Annotated in this window: 13 protein-coding genes and 2 pseudogenes; 7 read left to right on the top strand and 8 right to left on the bottom strand. The window is 60.7% G+C overall.

What is annotated here, in order from left to right:
- The first annotated feature begins 66 nt into the window (after positions 1-66).
- The 3 genes from ACM6IP_RS25925 to ACM6IP_RS25915 all read left to right on the top strand — a co-directional run bounded on the left by ACM6IP_RS25925 (position 67) and on the right by ACM6IP_RS25915 (position 4399).
- Complete coding sequence (locus tag ACM6IP_RS25925; protein ID WP_414862594.1) at positions 67-1122, top strand: tetratricopeptide repeat protein; 1056 nt, start codon at positions 67-69, stop codon at positions 1120-1122.
- A 107-nt stretch (positions 1123-1229) separates the two neighbouring features.
- A complete protein-coding gene (locus ACM6IP_RS25920; protein WP_095168304.1) occupies positions 1230-2732 on the top strand; it encodes an ATPase domain-containing protein in 1503 nt (500 codons plus the stop codon).
- Complete coding sequence (locus ACM6IP_RS25915) at positions 2729-4399, top strand: response regulator (RefSeq protein WP_095168305.1); 1671 nt, start codon at positions 2729-2731, stop codon at positions 4397-4399. The genes ACM6IP_RS25920 and ACM6IP_RS25915 overlap by 4 nt, the downstream gene beginning before the upstream one ends.
- Before the next feature lie 80 nt (positions 4400-4479).
- Here the strand turns inward: ACM6IP_RS25915 and ACM6IP_RS25910 are convergent, their stop codons facing one another.
- From ACM6IP_RS25910 to ACM6IP_RS25885, 6 genes and pseudogenes are all read right to left on the bottom strand, one after another.
- A complete protein-coding gene (locus tag ACM6IP_RS25910) occupies positions 4480-4857 on the bottom strand; it encodes a response regulator (RefSeq protein WP_095168307.1) in 378 nt (125 codons plus the stop codon).
- Between the two features lie 78 nt (positions 4858-4935).
- On the bottom strand, positions 4936-6117 hold the full coding sequence (locus ACM6IP_RS25905; protein WP_095168308.1) for a hybrid sensor histidine kinase/response regulator: 1182 nt from the start codon (positions 6115-6117) through the stop codon (positions 4936-4938).
- Positions 6111-6716 carry a chemotaxis protein CheB gene (locus tag ACM6IP_RS25900; RefSeq protein ID WP_095168310.1) on the bottom strand — a complete coding sequence of 202 codons (606 nt, stop codon included), beginning with the start codon at positions 6714-6716 and terminating at the stop codon, positions 6111-6113. The genes ACM6IP_RS25905 and ACM6IP_RS25900 overlap by 7 nt, the downstream gene beginning before the upstream one ends.
- Entirely contained in the window at positions 6713-7528 is an 816-nt protein-coding gene (locus ACM6IP_RS25895) for a CheR family methyltransferase (RefSeq protein WP_095168311.1), read from the bottom strand. Before ACM6IP_RS25895 ends, ACM6IP_RS25900 begins: the two co-directional genes overlap by 4 nt.
- Positions 7528-8757: pseudogene (locus ACM6IP_RS25890) on the bottom strand (response regulator); the annotation flags it as partial. The pseudogene ACM6IP_RS25890 and the gene ACM6IP_RS25895, both read right to left, overlap by 1 nt.
- A gap of 89 nt (positions 8758-8846) precedes the next feature.
- Positions 8847-11016, bottom strand: a pseudogene (locus ACM6IP_RS25885) (CHASE3 domain-containing protein); the annotation flags it as partial.
- Between the two features lie 258 nt (positions 11017-11274).
- On the opposite strand from ACM6IP_RS25885, the gene ACM6IP_RS25880 reads away from it, so the two are divergent.
- The 3 genes from ACM6IP_RS25880 (at position 11275) to ACM6IP_RS25870 (ending at position 14250) form a co-directional block, all read left to right on the top strand.
- On the top strand, positions 11275-11649 hold the full coding sequence (locus ACM6IP_RS25880; protein ID WP_095168313.1) for a response regulator: 375 nt from the start codon (positions 11275-11277) through the stop codon (positions 11647-11649).
- Positions 11650-11697: 48 nt separating this feature from the next.
- Positions 11698-12993 carry a glycosyltransferase gene (locus ACM6IP_RS25875; RefSeq protein WP_095168315.1) on the top strand — a complete coding sequence of 432 codons (1296 nt, stop codon included), beginning with the start codon at positions 11698-11700 and terminating at the stop codon, positions 12991-12993.
- A gap of 321 nt (positions 12994-13314) precedes the next feature.
- Positions 13315-14250 carry a phospholipase gene (locus ACM6IP_RS25870; protein WP_414862593.1) on the top strand — a complete coding sequence of 312 codons (936 nt, stop codon included), beginning with the start codon at positions 13315-13317 and terminating at the stop codon, positions 14248-14250.
- Between the two features lie 148 nt (positions 14251-14398).
- Here ACM6IP_RS25870 and ACM6IP_RS25865 read toward each other — a convergent pair whose 3' ends face one another.
- Positions 14399-15700, bottom strand: a complete 1302-nt coding sequence (locus ACM6IP_RS25865) for an OprD family porin (RefSeq protein WP_095168319.1) — start codon at positions 15698-15700, stop codon at positions 14399-14401.
- A gap of 324 nt (positions 15701-16024) precedes the next feature.
- Between ACM6IP_RS25865 and ACM6IP_RS25860 the strand changes: the two genes are divergently transcribed.
- Positions 16025-16291: a DUF2790 domain-containing protein gene (locus ACM6IP_RS25860; protein WP_414862592.1), complete on the top strand. Its 267-nt coding sequence runs from the start codon at positions 16025-16027 to the stop codon at positions 16289-16291.
- Positions 16292-16369: 78 nt separating this feature from the next.
- On the opposite strand, the gene ACM6IP_RS25855 is transcribed toward ACM6IP_RS25860, so the two are convergent.
- The gene (locus ACM6IP_RS25855) at positions 16370-16639 is read right to left on the bottom strand and encodes a DUF1652 domain-containing protein (protein ID WP_095168323.1); all 270 of its coding nucleotides are present in this window, start codon (positions 16637-16639) and stop codon (positions 16370-16372) included.
- Positions 16640-16676 lie beyond the last annotated feature (37 nt).

Raw genomic sequence — 16676 nt, 5'->3', positions numbered from 1 at the left:
TGACTCAGGGCCTGCGCTGACCGAAGCTGGCACCCCTGCACTCGTTGTCAGCTTCCGGATCCGCGCATGTCCAAGCCTCGTCGCTACCTGATCATCAGCCTACTGGTTGTCGTTGCCATCGCCATCACCTGGCTGTCCCTGCGCAGTGTCACGCCGCAGGTGCCGGAGGCGATCAAGCGCGGCTACAGCGAAGCCCTGGACCAGGCGCGCAATGGCAAGCCCGGCGCGGCGCGTGTGCTGTACCAGCAATTGGCCCGCCCGGACATCTCCGACAAGCGCCGCCTGTGGCTGCATGCCGAACTGCCCAACTACCCCAGCCCCCAAGCCCTGAAGCTGGCCGATGCCGACCTGCACCACCCTTCGGTGGCGGTGCGCGAGGCGGCGATCGACAGCATCGTCGGGCTGGTGCCCAGCGGCCAGCGCAGCTTGTTGCTCGGGCCACTGCTGGAGGACAGCGAGCAAGCGGTGCGATTTGCCGCCGCCGAGGCGTTGCTCGGTTTGTCGCCCGATGACCTGGGGCTGTACTTCGGTCCGCTGCAGCAAGTCATCGATGAGTACGAGCAGGCACTGCAAAGCCAGCCAGTTACCGCCCACACCCAGTACCAACTGGCGCGCCTGCACCTGCACAACGCCGAACTCAAGCAGGCGCAGCAAGCCTTGGAGCAGACCCTGGCCCTGGACCCGGGCAACCTGCCTGCGCTGGTGATGCAGATCGAGGTCCTCGACAAACAAGGCCAGAGCGAAGCGGCCCAGCAACTGCTGGCCCGCCAGCTCAAGGCGCAACCTGACTCGGCGTACCTGCAACACGCCCTGGGTTTGTGGCTGTTGCACCACGGGCAAAGCGAGTTCGCCCTGCTGGGGTTGTCCAGGGCGGTGGAGCTGGAGCCGAACAACAAGCACTACCGCTATGACCTGGCGACCACCCTGCACAGCGAGCACGAGCTGGAAGCGGCGCAGAAGCAGTTGCAGGAAATCGTCCAGCGCCACCCGGCCGATCGCAAGGCGCGGGTACTGCTGATCAACTACTGGAAGGAAAGCGGCCAGTTGCAGAATGTCCAGGTGCTGCTGGCGCAGTTGGAGCAGATGAATCCGGACGATCCGGCGCTGCAGCAGGGTCTATGATCAGATTGCGTTGAACCGTTTGGCTCGTCCCGGGGTCCAGTGAACAGGCAGCCATTTCGCCAGTATCGGCCGCTGCCTCGCTTCCCCTAGTCATGAGAGGGCATTTTTTGTCTACATCCAACGAGTTGAACAGTGAAAAAGCCGCCACCGGCATTGAAGGCCTGGATGACATCCTCGCCGGTGGCCTGTCCCGCGGTCATGTGTTTCTGCTGGAAGGAGAACCCGGCACAGGCAAGACTACGGTGGCCCTGCATTTTCTGATGGCCGGCGCCCGCGCCGGTGAACGCTCGCTGTACATCACCCTGTCGGAAACCGAACGCGAATTGCGCCAAGGCGCCAAGTCCCACGGCTGGGAACTGGATGAGAACATCCACATCTTCGAGCTGACGCCGCCAGAGAGCCTGCTCAATGGCGAGCACCAGCAGAGCCTGCTGTATTCCTCGGACCTGGAGTTGGGCGAAGCCACCAAGCAGATTTTCGAGGTGGTAGAACGGGTCAAGCCGACCCGGGTGGTGCTCGACAGTCTTTCGGAAATCCGCCTGCTGGCCCAGAGTTCGCTGCGCTATCGGCGGCAGATCCTGGCGATCAAGCACTACTTCGTGCGCTACGACGCCACCGTGCTGCTGCTCGACGACCTGACCACCGAATCCCTCGACAAAACCGTGCACAGCGTGGCCCACGGGGTGATTCGCCTGGAAGAACTGACCCCCAACTATGGCGCCGAACGCCGGCGCATCCGGGTGGTCAAGTACCGGGGCCAGAAGTATCGCGGCGGCTTTCATGACTTCACCATCATGGCCGATGGCGTGCACGTGTTCCCCCGGCTGGTGGCTGCCGAACATCGCGGGCGGTATATCCGCCAGCAGTTGACCAGCGGCATCAAGGAAATGGACGCCCTGCTCGGCGGTGGCATCGAGACCGGGTCCAGCACCCTGATCCTCGGTCCGGCCGGTACCGGCAAATCGCTGATCTCGATGATCTTCGCCGCCGCAGCCGTGGCACGGGGCGAAAAGGCCGCGCTGTTCATCTTCGATGAAGAGCTGGGCCTGCTGTTCGAACGCATGAAGAACATGGGCATCGACCTGCAAGCCCTGCAAGACTCCGGCAACCTGCTGATCGAACAGGTGGACGCGGCCGAACTGTCCCCAGGCGAGTTCTCGCACCGGGTGCGCCGTTGCGTCGACGAACGCGGGATCAAGACCGTGGTGATCGACAGCATCAACGGCTACCAGGCCGCCATGCCCGAGGAAAACGCCCTGGTGCTGCACATGCACGAGTTGCTGCTGTACCTCAATCGCCAGGGCGCCGCGACCTTCATGACCGTGGCCCAACACGGGCTGGTGGGTGACATGCAGGCGCCGGTGGATATTACTTACCTGGCCGACACGGTGATTCTGCTGCGTTACTTCGAGGCCCTGGGCAAAGTGCGCCGGGCCATTTCGATCATCAAGAAACGCACGGGCAGCCATGAATCGACCATTCGCGAATACCGTATCGGCAGCACCGGCATGACTATTGGTGAGCCTCTGGACGCCTTTCAAGGCGTGTTGCGCGGTGTGCCCACTTACCTGGGCGCCAACACACCGTTACTTGTGGACGAAAACCATTGATCGCGCTCAAGGCAGTGTCCGAGCGCGCATTGATTCTTGCGCCGTTGGGACGCGATAGCCAGATCGCCCTGACCCTGCTTAACGAGGCCGGTTACGCCGGCGTGATCACCCAGGGGCTGGGCGTGCTGTGCGAGCAGTTGGAACACGGTGCGGGCCTGCTGCTGATTTCCTCCGAGGCCCTGCTGGGCGCGGACCTGGAGCCGTTGCTGCGGTTTATCGAGCAACAACCGGCCTGGTCGGACTTGCCCATCGTGCTCCTCACCCACCATGGCGGCGCCGAGCAGAATCCAGCGTCGCGCTTTGGCGCCCAGTTGGGCAACGTGACCTTCCTCGAGCGCCCGTTTCACCCGGTGACCCTGATCAGCCTGGTATCCACGGCGCTGCGCGGGCGCCGCCGGCAGTATGAAGCCCGCGACCGCCTGGTGGATTTGTACCAGAGCGAGCTGCGACTGAAGAACACCCTGGAAACCCTCGAGCAACAGGTCGAGGAACGCACCACCCAACTGCGGCACAATGAAGAGGCCCTGCGTCAATCGCAGAAAATGGAAGCGGTCGGCCAGCTCACGGGCGGTATCGCCCATGACTTCAACAACATGCTGACCGGCATCATTGGCAGCCTGGAATTGCTGCGCCGGCGCCTGGCGCGCGGTTGCACCGATGACCTGGACGGGCTGATCGACCTGGGCGTGACCTCCGCCAACCGTGCCGCTGGCCTGACCCATCGCCTGCTGGCGTTTTCCCGACGCCAGTCGCTGGATTCCAAGCCGGTGGAAATGAACACCCTGGTGCGCTCGATGGGAGAGCTGCTGCAGCGCAGCATCAATGAAAGCATTCAGTTGAACATGCAACTGCAGGATCCGCTGTGGGTGGCCGAGGCCGACCCCAATCAGCTGGAAAGCGCCCTGCTCAACCTGGTCCTGAATGCGCGCGACGCCATGCCCGACGGCGGCACCCTGGCGGTCAAGACCTTCAATCAGCATCTGGACACCGAGTTCACCCAAGCCCATGGCAACCTGCAAGCCGGCGATTATGTGGTGTTGAGTGTGATCGACAGTGGCTGTGGCATGCCCCAGGCCACCATCAGCCGGGCTTTCGACCCGTTTTTCACCACCAAGCCGATCGGCCAGGGCACTGGCCTGGGGCTGTCGATGATCTATGGCTTCAGCAAGCAGTCCCGTGGCCACGTGACCATCCAGAGTGCAGTGGGCAGCGGGACCACGGTGAACCTCTACCTGCCGCGCTTTCGTGGCGACCTCACGCAAAGTCAACCGCCCCAGGTGCCCCACGCACCGGGGGCAAAGGCCGGGGAAACCGTGCTGATTGTCGAGGACGATCCGGCGGTGCGGGTGCTGGTCAGTGCGGTATTGAGCGAGTTGGGGTATGCCTTCGTCGAAGCCGGGGACGCCGACAGCGCGGTGCCGATCCTCGATTCCGAACAGCGCATCGACCTGCTGATCAGCGACGTCGGGCTACCTGGCATGAACGGCCGGCAACTGGCGGAAATCGGCCGGCAATACCGGCCCGACCTCAAGGTGCTATTCATTACCGGCTACGCCGAGCATGCCGCGGTGCGCGGCGGCTTTCTCGACCCGGGCATGCAAATGATCACCAAGCCATTCACCTTCGACCTGCTGACCGCCAAAGTCCGCGAGATGATCCGCACCTGAGGCAGCTGCCGAGCCCGCGAGGCTGCGTCAGCGGCCGCAGGACGCTCATCTGGTTTTGGAATGCGGGGGTTGCGGGTGGATCAGGAAAGCATTTCCTGCATCAGTTCCTGCAGCACGTCGAGGTCGAACGGCTTGGCCAGGATCGGCGCCTTTTGCGCGATGGGGCTGCCGGACTCGCGGATTTCCTGCGGGTAGCCGCTGATGAAAATCACCTTGAGCTCAGGGCGCAACTTGACTGCCGGCTCGGCAATCTGCACTCCGGAAATGCCTCCGGGCAGGCGAAAGTCGGTGATCATCATGTCCAGGTGGGGTTTGCTGGCCAGGATCGCGAACGCTTCCTCGCCGTCCACCGCCTGCAACACCCGATAGCCCTCGCCTGACAGGTAGGCGGCAAGCACCATCAGGATCGAAGGATCATCTTCGACGATCAATACGACGTCTTGTGCATCTTCACTCATGGGAAGCCTTTGTTCGGTCAATAGCTGCTATTACGACCCTGCATCGCTGCAGAGGTTGCGTTTATTTTGCCTGTTTTACTAGAGCGGCAGGCAAACCCGGAACATTGCGCCCTCGTTGATCCGGCTCTCGACGCTGATCGAACCTCCATGGGCGGCGATTATCTGCTCGGAAATGAACAGCCCAAGGCCCAGGCCCGCCACTACGGTCTTGGCCGAAACCCGTTCGAACTGCTGGAATATCCGCTGCTGGTTCTCTTCACTGATGCCGATTCCTCGGTCGCGTACTTCAACCCGGGCCTGGCCGTCCTGGCTGTACACACGGACTTCGATCAGGCCTTTGCCGCCATACCGCAAGGCGTTGGTCAGCAGGTTGGAAATCACCTGCTCAATGCGGAATTCGTCCCAGTGCCCCTCTACCGGATGCTCGGCAATGAAGCTGATGGAACACTCGGCGGCCTCCACCTGCGGCGCAAAGTTCTGCAGCAGGTTAGCCACCCGTTGTGACAGGTCGAAGTGGCTGGGCCGGATGGAGAGCTTGCCCGTGCGAATCCGCGACACATCGAGCATGTCTTCGATCAGCCGAATCAGGCTTTTGATCTGCCGCTCATCGCGGTCGACCATCGCGTGCATCTTGTCCAGGGTAAAGGCTGCGGCGTTGTCGCGGGCCAGGTGCATCTTGCGCAACTGGGTTTCCAGGATCAGCCCGTTCAACGGCGTGCGCACCTCATGCGCGACGATCGACATGAAGTCGTCGCGCATGCGTACTGCCTGCTCCAGTTCGCCCTGGGTGGTCTGCAACTGCTTGAGCAAGGCTTCCTGCTCGCGGCGGCTTTGCTCCAGGGCTTCGACCTGCAGCTTCATTGCCTTGCGTTGCCGGAACAGGTCGACGAACACGTTGACCTTGCTCTTCACCGCGTGGATATCCAGGGGTTTATGCAGGAAGTCCACCGCGCCGCTTTCGTAGCCCTTGAAGGCATAGTTCATTTCGCGCCCGGCGGCGCTGACAAACACGATCGGAATGTTCTTGGTCTTTTCCGTACCGCGCATCAGTTCTGCCAGCTCGAAGCCATTCATGCCCGGCATCTGCACGTCGAGAATGGCCAGAGCGAACTCGTGCTGCAGCAGCAGCGACAGCGCTTCATCGGCCGACAGTGCCTTGTACACCGCGCGATCTTCGCGCTTGATCAGCGCTTCAAGGGCCAGCAGGTTCTCCGGCAGATCGTCGACGATCAGCAATTTGGCCTGGATAGTACTTAGCATGAGGTTCCTTCCAGCTCGACAAGCAGACGGCCGATGCCGTGCAAGGTGAGTATGTGATCGGGTTGCTGCAGGGCCAGCGCCGCGTCGGGCATGGTCGCCACCTGGGCTTCGGCCGGGTCCTGGACCACGGTCAACCCGCCCAGGCGCTTGACGTGCGCCAGGCCCCGCGCGCCATCCTGGTTGGCGCCGGTCAACAGCACCGCCAGCAAGGCCGGGCCATAGGCGTCGGCAGCGGATTCGAACAGGTAGTCGATCGCTGGCCGCGAATAGTGCAGGCGCTCCTCCAGGCTCAGGGACAAGCTGCGATCCTGCTCCACCGACAGGTGATAACCGGGTGCAGCCAGGTACAGGGTGCCGGCCTCGATCACGGCCTTGTCGAGCGCCTCGACCACCGGCATCGCCACCCGCCGCGCAATGACCTCAACCAACTGGCTGCGCCGTTGCTCCGGCAGGTGCAGGACGACAATGATCGGCAAGGCAAAACCCGACCCCAGCTTGCCGAAAATACTCAACAACGCCTCCACGCCACCGGCGGAAGCGCCAATGACGATGGCCTCGACCCGCGAGGCTGGAGCGTTGCTCAACAAGCCGGTTTTCATGTTTTACGGTAGATCCGTTCTTGTTTGACCAGGGGCTCGAACTGTTTGCTGTAGCTCGAAAAGTCGAGGGTTTCCTTACTGCCCAGCACCAGGAAACCGCGGTGACAGAGCGACTCATGAAACAATCCGAAGGCGCGATCCTGCAACTTTTTATTAAAGTAAATCAATACGTTACGACACGAAATTAATTGAGTTTCTGAGAACACGCTATCGGTTGCCAGGCTGTGATCGGCAAAGGTCACGTTGTCACGCAGGCTCTTGTCGAAAATCGCGTAATCGTAGGCAGCAGTGTAGTAGTCAGCGAATGAACTCTGCCCGCCGGCCTGCTGGTAGTTGCGGGTATAGGCGCGGATGTTCTCCAGGGAAAAGATCCCCTGCTTGGCCTTTTCCAGGGAGCGCGGATTGATGTCGGTGGCGTAGATGATCGTGCGCTCCAGCAGGCCTTCTTCGCGCAGCAGGATCGCCATCGAGTAGACCTCCTCGCCCGTGCTGCAGCCGGCAATCCAGATCTTGATCGACGGATAGGTGCGCAGCAGGGGCACCACTTCCTGACGAATCGCCAGGAAGTGCGCCGGGTCGCGAAACATCTCGCTGACCGGAATGGTCAGCAACTGCAGCAATTGCATGAACGCCGCCGGATCGTGCAGGACTCGCTCCTGCAACGCCGAAATGGTCTTGCATTCGAACTGGTGCAGGGCGTGATTGACCCGGCGCTTGATCGAGGCGCCCGAGTAGTCACGAAAATCGTAGCTGTACTTGAGGTAGATCGCTTCGATCAGCAGCCGCAGTTCGATTTCAGTATTGCGCTCCACTAAATTCTTTCCATCTTCGGTAACCACACGCGAATCAACGAGAACAGGCGATCCAGGTCGATGGGCTTGGCCAGGTAATCGTTGGCGCCCGCCTGCAGGCAGCGCTCCTGATCGTCCTTCATGGCCTTGGCCGTGACGGCGATGATCGGCAGCTTGCGCCAGCGCGGATCCTTGCGAATTTCCACGGTGGCCTGGAAGCCGTCCATTTCCGGCATCATCACGTCCATCAGTACCAGGTCGATGTCCTCGACTTCATTGAGTTTGTCGATCGCTTCACGGCCATTACGGCCAATGACCACGATTGCGCCTTTGTGCTCCAGGGCGCTGGTGAGGGCGAAGATGTTGCGCACGTCGTCGTCCACCAACAGCACCTTGCGCCCTTCGAAGACCTTGTCGCGACTGCGCGCGGTCTTGAGCATCGTTTGCCGCTCATGGGACAACCGCGATTCGACTTTGTGCAGAAATAATGTCACTTCATCCAGCAGCCGCTCCGGCGAGCGCGCGCCCTTGATGATGATCGACCGCGAATACTTGCGCAGGTCTGCCTCTTCATCGCGGGTCAGGTTGCGCCCGGTGTAGACGATCACCGGCGGGAACGAGCAGATGTCTTCGGTGGACATGCGCTTGAGCAGGTCATTGCCGAGCATGTCGGGCAGCTTGAGGTCGATGATCATGCAGTCATAGATGTTGTTGCGCAGCAGGTCCAGCGCTTCCTGGGCCAAGCCCACGGCGGTAATTTCGATGTCATCGTCGCCGATCAGCCGGGCGATACTGTCGCGCTGCAGGTCATCGTCTTCCACCAGCAGCACGCGCTTGACCTTCTGCGTCAGCTTGGCCTCCAGGCGGGCGAACACGTCCTTGAGTTCCTCGCGCGTGGTCGGCTTGACCGCATAGCCCACGGCGCCCATGTGCATCGCAGCCTCGACCCGGTCTTCGACCGAAATCACATGCACCGGTATGTGGCGGGTTTCGGCGTGTTCCTTGAGGCGCTGCAGCACGGTCAGCCCGGAATGGTCCGGCAGGCGCATGTCCAGCAGGATCGCGTCGGGCAGGAACTCGCTGGCCAGGTCGTAACCTTCATCGGCACCATGGGCCACCAGGCACTGATAACCCAGTTCATGCGCCAGGTCGTAGAGGATATGCGCAAAGTTGACCTCATCCTCCACCACCAGGATGCAGCGGGTGCTGAACGGCGCATTGGCGCGGTCATCGGCAAAGCGCGGGATCTGCGCCTCGATGATCGCGGCCGGACGTGCCACCGGCACCGCCGGGACAAAGGCGACCGACGCCGGTGGCGGCAGTTGGACGCTGTTCTCGTCACGCTCGACGTACTGCTCGGGCAACAGCAAGGTAAACAGGCTGCCCTGCCCCGGTTCGCTGCTGACGGTGATCGAGCCGCCGAGCAACGCTGCCAGGTCGCGGGAGATCGACAGCCCCAGCCCGGTGCCACCGTAGCGCCGGTTGGTGGTGCCATCGGCCTGGCGGAACGCTTCGAAAATACTGCTGTGCTGATCGCTGGCGATGCCGATCCCCGAGTCGCGCACGGCAAAGGCTATTGCGCCCCCTGGCTGCAGACTGACATTGAGGCTGACTTCGCCCTGCTCGGTGAATTTGATCGCGTTCGACAACAGGTTCTTCAGCACCTGCTCCACACGCTGGCGGTCGGTGAACAGCAGCGTCGGAGCGTCCGAGTCCAGGTGGACGTTGAACGCCAGGTGTTTGTCCACCGCCAGCGGCTCGAACATGCCGCGCAGGCCGTCCACCAGGCGCGCGACACTGGTGTTCTCCGGGCGTATCTCGAGCTTGCCGGCCTCGACCTTGGAGATGTCGAGGATGTCGTTGATCAGGTTCAACAGGTCATTGCCGGCGGAGTAGATCGACTCGGCGAACTTGACCTGTTCGGCGCTGAGGTTGTCCTGGGGGTTTTCCGCCAGCAACTTGGCGAGGATCAACGAACTGTTGAGCGGCGTGCGCAATTCGTGGGACATGTTGGCGAGGAATTCGGACTTGTACTTGCTGGAGCGCTGCAGCTCCTGGGCACGGTCCTCGAGCTGGACCTGCGCCTGATTGAGTTCGGTGTTTTTCAGGTCCATGGCGTCGCGCTGTTCGGCCAGGGTTTGGGCCTGCTCGGCGAGCTGCTCGTTGGTCTGCTCAAGTTCCACCTGCTGGGTTTCCAGGTGGGCCTGGGACTCCTTGAGAATCCGCGACTGTTCTTCCAGCTCTTCGTTGGCGGTCTTGAGTTCTTCCTGCTGGACCTGCAGCTCTTCGTTGAGTTGCTGGGTCTCGGCCAGCACTTCCTGCAAGCGCTGGCGATAACGGGCCGCTTCGATCGAGGTGCCGATGTTGCCGGCAATCAACTCGAGCAACTCGATGTCACGCTCGTCCAGGGCCCGCAGGAAACCCAGCTCGATCACCCCGTTGACCCGGCCGTCGTCGCTGGTAGGCACCACCAGCACACTGCGCGGCACCCCGTCGCCAAGCCCGGAGCTGACTTTGAAATAGTCGGCCGGCACCTCGTCCAGGCGAATCAGGCGGCCCTGCAGTACGGCCTGGCCGGCGATGCCCTCGCCGTTATAGATCTGCTGGTCAACGGCTTCCTGCTCGCGGGAAAAACCATAGGTTGCCACGCGATTGAGGCCGCCATGATCCTCCTTGACGTAGACCGCCGCGACTGCGCTGCCCAGGTATTGCGCACAAAACTGCAGGATATTGCGCCCCAGCAGGTTCAATGACAGCTGGCCCAGCACTTGTTCGGCCAGTTCAGTCTGGCCGTTGCGCAACCAGGCCTGTTGTTCCAGGCGCCGGGCGCTGGTTTGTTGGGCCGCCAGGTTGGTGCTGTAGCTACGCGAGAGGCTGAGCAAGTCGCGGCGCCCAATGTATGCCAGCAAAGCGCTGATGCCAACCACGAACAGGACGTACAGCGTAATGCTCCAGAGCGTGGTGCGACGCACCTCTTCATTGCGCGTGGTGCGCAACTGTTGCTCCATCTCGATGACGTCTTCGTACTGTTTGCGGATCTCGTCGGTCAGGCGCTTGCCGCGACCGGCGCGCACGGCAGAACGGTAGTCGCCGCTGCTGCGCTGTAGCTCGATCATGCTCTGGGCGTAGGTGTTCCACTCTTCCTGCATGGCTTGCAGGCGGTGCAACCGGTCGACCTGGACCGGGTTGTCCGCGGTCAGTTCCTGCAGGGTTTGCAGGGCCACTACAATACGCGGCCGGGCTGTCTCGTAAGGGTCGAGAAAATGTTCGTCACCGGTCAGCAGGTAGCCGCGCATGCCGGTTTCCAGGTCGACCGTGAGCTTGACCGCTTCGTTGGCGTTGTTGATCACCCGATCGGTATGCTCCACCCACTGGATGGTCGACATCAGGTAGGTGATCAGAGAGACGAAAAACACCACGCTGAGCACGCCCACCCCCAACGGCAAGCCGATGTTGCGGCTCAGGAGTTTGCGGAAACTTTGCTCATCAACGGACGACGAAGTGATCATTTGCGGGCCTTGGTGGACGGGCATAAATGAAGGAGTTTGCCCCAAAATCGCGTCTGGGATCCATTTTTCTGACAGCTTAGCCAGCATTTTCCTGCATTGCGCTGCAATCTCCCCAGCACCGGGGTTATCCTGTCGAGGCCCGTACCCTGAGGGTTTTTTCAGCCCGCCGGGAACTTGTCGGGGCCGGCTGATTACTGATGAAAAAGCCGGCCAATTTGCGACACCGGTCACCCCACGCCCTTTTCGAGAACAGTCACTATGTCCAGCACCACTGCCACCATCCTCGTAGTCGAAGACGACGCCATCGTGCGCATGCTGATCGTTGATGTGCTGGAAGAACTGCAATTCAAGGTGCTGGAGGCGGACAGCGGCACCGCGGCCCTGGTCCTGCTGGAAAACCGCGATACGCTCATTGACCTGCTGATGACCGATGTGGGCCTGCCGCAAATGGATGGCCGGGAGCTGGCTGCACGCGCGCGCGCGCTGCGCCCGAGCCTGCCGATCCTGTTTGCCAGCGGTTATGCCGAAAGCCTGGAAGTGCCTGTCGGGATGCACGTGATCGGCAAGCCCTTCTCCATCGATCAGTTGCGCGACAAGGTCAAGGGCCTGCTGGCTGACCGCCCTGTGGTTTAATAACGCCGTTCGCGCCCTCCCCCCTGCCGCTTCAAGGAAATACCGCTCATGAGTCAGTCCCGCGCAACCAAAGTCCTGGTTATTGGTTACGTCTGGCCCGAACCCCGCTCATCCGCCGCCAGTGGGCACGTGATGCAGATTCTCGAGACATTCCTGGAACAGGGCTGGGACATTACCTTCAGCAGCCCGGCAGGCCCCGGCGAGCACAAGGCCGACCTGACGGCCATGGGTATCGCAGAGTGCAGCATCGAGCTCAACAGCAGCAGCTTTGATGCTTTCGTCAGTGAGCTGGCCCCGGATATCGTGCTGTTCGACCAGTTCATGATGGAAGAACAGTTTGGCTGGCGCGTGGAAAAACACTGCCCTAACGCTTTGCGGGTCCTGGAGACTTCAGATTTGCAAAGCCTGCGCCATGCTCGCCACCAGCGGCTCAAGGACCATCTCAAGGCCAGCGACGACCACGATGACGGCACCGCGCTGTTCGGCCAGACGCTGGCCCAGGAGTTCACCGCGATGGCCGACACCGATCTGGCTCGGCGGGAAATTGCCGCACTGTTTCGCTGCGACCTCAACCTGATGATCTCCGAGGTGGAGATCCGCTTGCTGGTCGAGCACTTCAGCCTGCCACCCAGTGCCCTGCATTGGTGTCCACTGATGCTCGAACCCACGGCACAGGCGCTGGCTCCGTACGCCGACCGTGCGCATTTTCTTAGCATCGGCAATTTCCGCCACGCGCCGAACTGGGACGCCGTGCTCTGGATGAAAAATGCCGTCTGGCCGCTGATCCGCCAACAACTGCCTGGCGCGCAACTGCACATCTATGGTGCCTACACGCCGCCCAAGGCGAGCGCCTTGCACAACCCGGCGCAGGGGTTTCACATCATGAACTGGGCAGAAGATGCGTTGCAGGTGATGACGGCCGCGCGTATTTGCCTGGCGCCCCTGCGTTTCGGAGCCGGGATCAAGGGCAAGATTGTCGACGCGATGCTCTGCGGCACGCCCAACGTCACCACTCCCATCGGCGCCGAAGGCATGGCCGGGGACATGCCCTGGGCCGGGGCGATTGGCCAAAGTGCCACGGCCATTGCCGCAGCCGCCGTGCGCCTGTACCAGGATGAACACCTCTGGAACCAGGCCCAGGATGCCGGTGTGAAGCTGCTGCAGGCCCGTTACCGGCAAAGCGTGCATGGCCCGGCGCTGATCGCACGCCTGGAACATTGCCGCGAACATCTGCTTGAGTTACGCCAGGCCAACTTTATTGGCGGCATGTTGCGTCATCACCAACACAAGAGCACCCAGTACATGTCGCAGTGGATTGAAGAAAAGAACCGCAACAACGCGTAAGCGGTAATCTGGCCAGGGGCAGTGCCGGGCTGCAGGTTGTTTCGGCACGCTGCCTTGTTCCTGCACGACCTCCTCCAATTCCCACGGCCCTTAGCGAAATCTGCAACTACCGAGCACTGCAACTTGAGCCTAGTTTAGGAACTTCCCTCTTCTCATTTCGCTCATTGGCAAATTACACATGACAGACTGCACCCACCAAGCGGCCCGGCGTGCATATATGAAGAGTGGAAACGTTGTTGACCCACAGTGCAACTTCATCAGCCGTCCTTAAATAGCCTGGTGCGACAGGACGGAATCATGACTACTCAAGGAAGTGTAGATATGAATATCACCCACACAGCAAAAATCTCATTCCGGCATGAATGGATGAGCAAGACCCCGAGCATGGACGGCTTGACCCTTAACCAACTGGTTTGGCCAGGAGCTCACAACTCGGGAATGGATTTGTATAGCGCCGACAACAACATAATCAATAGCGTGCTAGCCTCCCACACCATGTGCCAGAACGGCCCTTATATCCAACAGCTCAATAGCGGTGCACGGGCACTGGACCTGAGGGTTTTCTCCAACTCCAGAAGAACAGATATTTATCAGTTCGAGGCCTTTCACGGCCCCGCAACCGGCAGCCCGCTCAGCGATCTGGTGAAGGCCCTGGATTTTTTCCTCGATAAAAACCCCGACGAATTCATCCTGCTCGACGTGCATCAAACCGAGGGCAGCCAAGGTAACGGTTTTGCTTTCAAGGAGTTCAACGATGCGATCAACAGTCGCCTGGGCGAGCGCCTGATCCCTTATGCCAACCGCAACCTGACATTGGCTGAACTGAAAGCCATTAGCCGCACACAGCGGGTGGTGATTGCCGCTTCGGGGCACCCCGAATTCGACGCACGGGTATTCTGGCCGAAGATCCAGCACCGCTGGAGCGGCAAGGACCTGACTTCTCCCAGTGAGCTGAAACAACACATCGCCCGCACACTCGACAATCCGCCAGACGGTTCGCTGCCGTGGTCGCTGTCAGCAACCAGTTATATCTGGTTCGATGCGTCGGGCATTTCCCTTATTGACCCGTTATTCGGGGCTAACAACGCTTTCGTAAGGGTCAATAAGATCACCGATGAACTGAATGAATGGTTCAGCCCCACCCCCAACGGTGAATGGCTGCTCAAGTGCAGCATTATCAATGTCGACTTTATCGACGAAACCTTGCTGGTCGAGTACTGCCGGGAAGCCAACATGTACAAGGCACGTAAAAAGTAGTCGTTGACCTTGGTCGGATCTTGCGGCTTGCCCGCGATGGTCTCAAGAACGCTGCGTTCATCCTGGATCTGCGCGTTATCGTTGACGTCCATCGCGAGCAAGCCGCAAGCGGGTACCCGCTCCAACAGGGGCGGTGTTGCCCATGGTCCTATAACACTGAAAAGTTGTAGCTGAGGATCAACCGCGTTTCATCTACATCCCTGGCGACCGCCTCGTAGTTGGTACGGTAGGTCGCGCTGCGCAGGCGCAGGCTCAGGTCCTTGAACGTGCCGCCCTGGATCACGTACTTGAGCTCGCTGTCGCGCTCCCATTCCTTGCCCTCTTGCTCGCTGCCCGCCACCTTGATCTGGTCACCGCTGACGTAACGGGTCAGAAAGCTCAAGCCATTGATGCCCAACGCCTTGAAGTCATAGTCGTAGCGTACCTGCCAGGAGCGCTCCTGGGCCGCGGCGAAGTCGTTGACCTGGACGTAGTTGACCAGATAAGGATTGCTGCCATCCAGGTAGGGCATCGAGGTGTCGCCGATCATCCGCTGCCAGCCGGCACTGAAGGTGTGGCCGCTGATGGCATAGCCGAGCATCCCGCTCAAGGCGCGGTTATCGATGTTGCCGGCGCGCGCGGCGCCGGTGTCGGCGCTGCTGAGCAAACGCAGGTCAGCCTTGAGCAGCCCTGGGCCCATGGGTTGGTTACCGAGCAAGCCAACGAAGTGCTGACGGTAGATCTCATCGAGCTCCGCGTACTGGTACTGCGCACTCAAGCGCTCGTTGAATTTATAGTCCAGGCCATACAGGTCGAAGTGATCGGCGCTGATATTGCACGCGTAGCGCTTGTTCTTGCAGTGCACGCGGATGTCTTGCTGGTCGGTGGAATCCCGGGCGGTGTACTGGTCCAGGCGGGCGGCGGTGAAGGTCAGGTCCTTGAGTTCCCTGGACGTCAGCAAGGCGCCATTGAACTGGGTCGGCAGCAGGCGCCCGTCGTTGTATTTGAGCAGCGGCAGATCCGGCAACAAGGAGCCGTACTTCAATACACTGCGCGAGATGCGCATCTTGGCCGTCAGGCCGAGCTTGGCGTATTGGTCTTCCGAACCACGGGGGTTGCTGCCGGAGGACGGCAGTAGGCCGCTGTTGCTGCTGTCGGCACTGGAGTCAAGCTTGAGCCCGAGCATGCCCAGCGCATCCAGGCCAAAACCCACGGTGCCTTCGGTGTAACCCGACTGCAGGTTGAGGATAAAACCCTGGGCGGATTCTTCGCGCTTGGAAGCACCTTGCGGGTTGCTGCTGTGGCCATCGCGAAAATCGCGGTTGAAATACACCGTACGCGACTCGACGCTGGCGCGACTGTCGTCGATGAAACCACTGGCCTGAGCGCCAGTGCTAAAACCTGCGCACAGGGCCAGGACGCCGAGGCCCAGAGCCGGGCGCGGTGTGATGAGGGAATACGGGGGACGCATGAAAAAAGCTCCAGCAGTGCATCTGTGCGACGGGTCAATCAAGCAACACAAATAACGCGCACCCCATGCCGGACAAGGCTCGGGAATGCAGGGGGAAGTAATAACGGGTGATCGCCAATGATGGCATAAGGCTTGTTTGCTCGGCAGGCGACTTTAGTCGGAAATCCGCCGGCGAAAAATCAGCGCAAATCGACTTAACCTCCGGTTAATCCTGTGGTCCAACAGTGACTGGACCGCGTTCGCGCAGAGCTCTCTGACGCCCCACGCGGCAGGGCCGGCATCCGAAATGCCGCGCCGACTTCAAGCCCGCTGTGGAGACTATCCATGAACCTGCGAATCCTCCTGCTTGCCACTTCCCTCGCCTGCACCGGGGCCACCGGCCTGGCGCTGGCCGACAACACCAACACCGCGCTACCCGTGCCCTATCACTACGGCATGGAGCTGCACGTGAAACACGTGATCTCGATGACCGAACCCAGCACCGAGGAATGCAAAGTGGTCACTGCGCAGATGACGTTCATCGACAACCAGGACAAACAGGAGAACATCAGCTACCAGAAGCTCTCGGACGCCTGTAGCTATCAGAACTGAACCAAGGGCTGAAATGCCCCGGGCCTGGCTGCAAGACCAGGCCCAGGGCATCTGGGGTCGAACTTTTCGAGCGTGGGCTTAGAATGCCCGCAGTTTCGGCTCGATCGCATGAGTGCCAGGTTTGTATGCCAGGTCATGGCGCAACTCGGCAATCAGCTCGTTGATTTCGCGGCAACCATTGAGGGTGCTGGCGTCGATCCCGGTCACCACCAGGTCGACCTGATCAGTTTGGTGATCACCGAAGATCTTGATGGTCATCGACAAGTCCGGTGACAGCGTGCATTGGCAGCGTTTTGGCAAAAAACTGCTTTCAATGATATTGCGCAGTTCCAGGGCAGACAGAAACATAAGCAGGCTCTCCTTTTTATCGACCGAGTGATGTTTG

It is taken from the genome of Pseudomonas sp. IT-P176, from assembly GCF_949767245.1.
Taxonomy (GTDB): domain Bacteria; phylum Pseudomonadota; class Gammaproteobacteria; order Pseudomonadales; family Pseudomonadaceae; genus Aquipseudomonas.
This window is presented reverse-complemented; position numbering and strand designations above follow the sequence as displayed.

Coding starts and splice junctions, on each gene's coding strand:
- ACM6IP_RS25925 (WP_414862594.1), top strand. CDS start 67: ATGTCCAAGCCTCGTCGCTACCTGATCATCAGCCTACTGGTTGTCGTT.
- ACM6IP_RS25910 (WP_095168307.1), bottom strand. CDS start 4,857: ATGAGTGAAGATGCACAAGACGTCGTATTGATCGTCGAAGATGATCCT.
- ACM6IP_RS25905 (WP_095168308.1), bottom strand. CDS start 6,117: ATGCTAAGTACTATCCAGGCCAAATTGCTGATCGTCGACGATCTGCCG.
- ACM6IP_RS25900 (WP_095168310.1), bottom strand. CDS start 6,716: ATGAAAACCGGCTTGTTGAGCAACGCTCCAGCCTCGCGGGTCGAGGCC.
- ACM6IP_RS25880 (WP_095168313.1), top strand. CDS start 11,275: ATGTCCAGCACCACTGCCACCATCCTCGTAGTCGAAGACGACGCCATC.
- ACM6IP_RS25875 (WP_095168315.1), top strand. CDS start 11,698: ATGAGTCAGTCCCGCGCAACCAAAGTCCTGGTTATTGGTTACGTCTGG.
- ACM6IP_RS25870 (WP_414862593.1), top strand. CDS start 13,315: ATGAATATCACCCACACAGCAAAAATCTCATTCCGGCATGAATGGATG.
- ACM6IP_RS25865 (WP_095168319.1), bottom strand. CDS start 15,700: ATGCGTCCCCCGTATTCCCTCATCACACCGCGCCCGGCTCTGGGCCTC.
- ACM6IP_RS25860 (WP_414862592.1), top strand. CDS start 16,025: ATGAACCTGCGAATCCTCCTGCTTGCCACTTCCCTCGCCTGCACCGGG.
- ACM6IP_RS25855 (WP_095168323.1), bottom strand. CDS start 16,639: ATGTTTCTGTCTGCCCTGGAACTGCGCAATATCATTGAAAGCAGTTTT.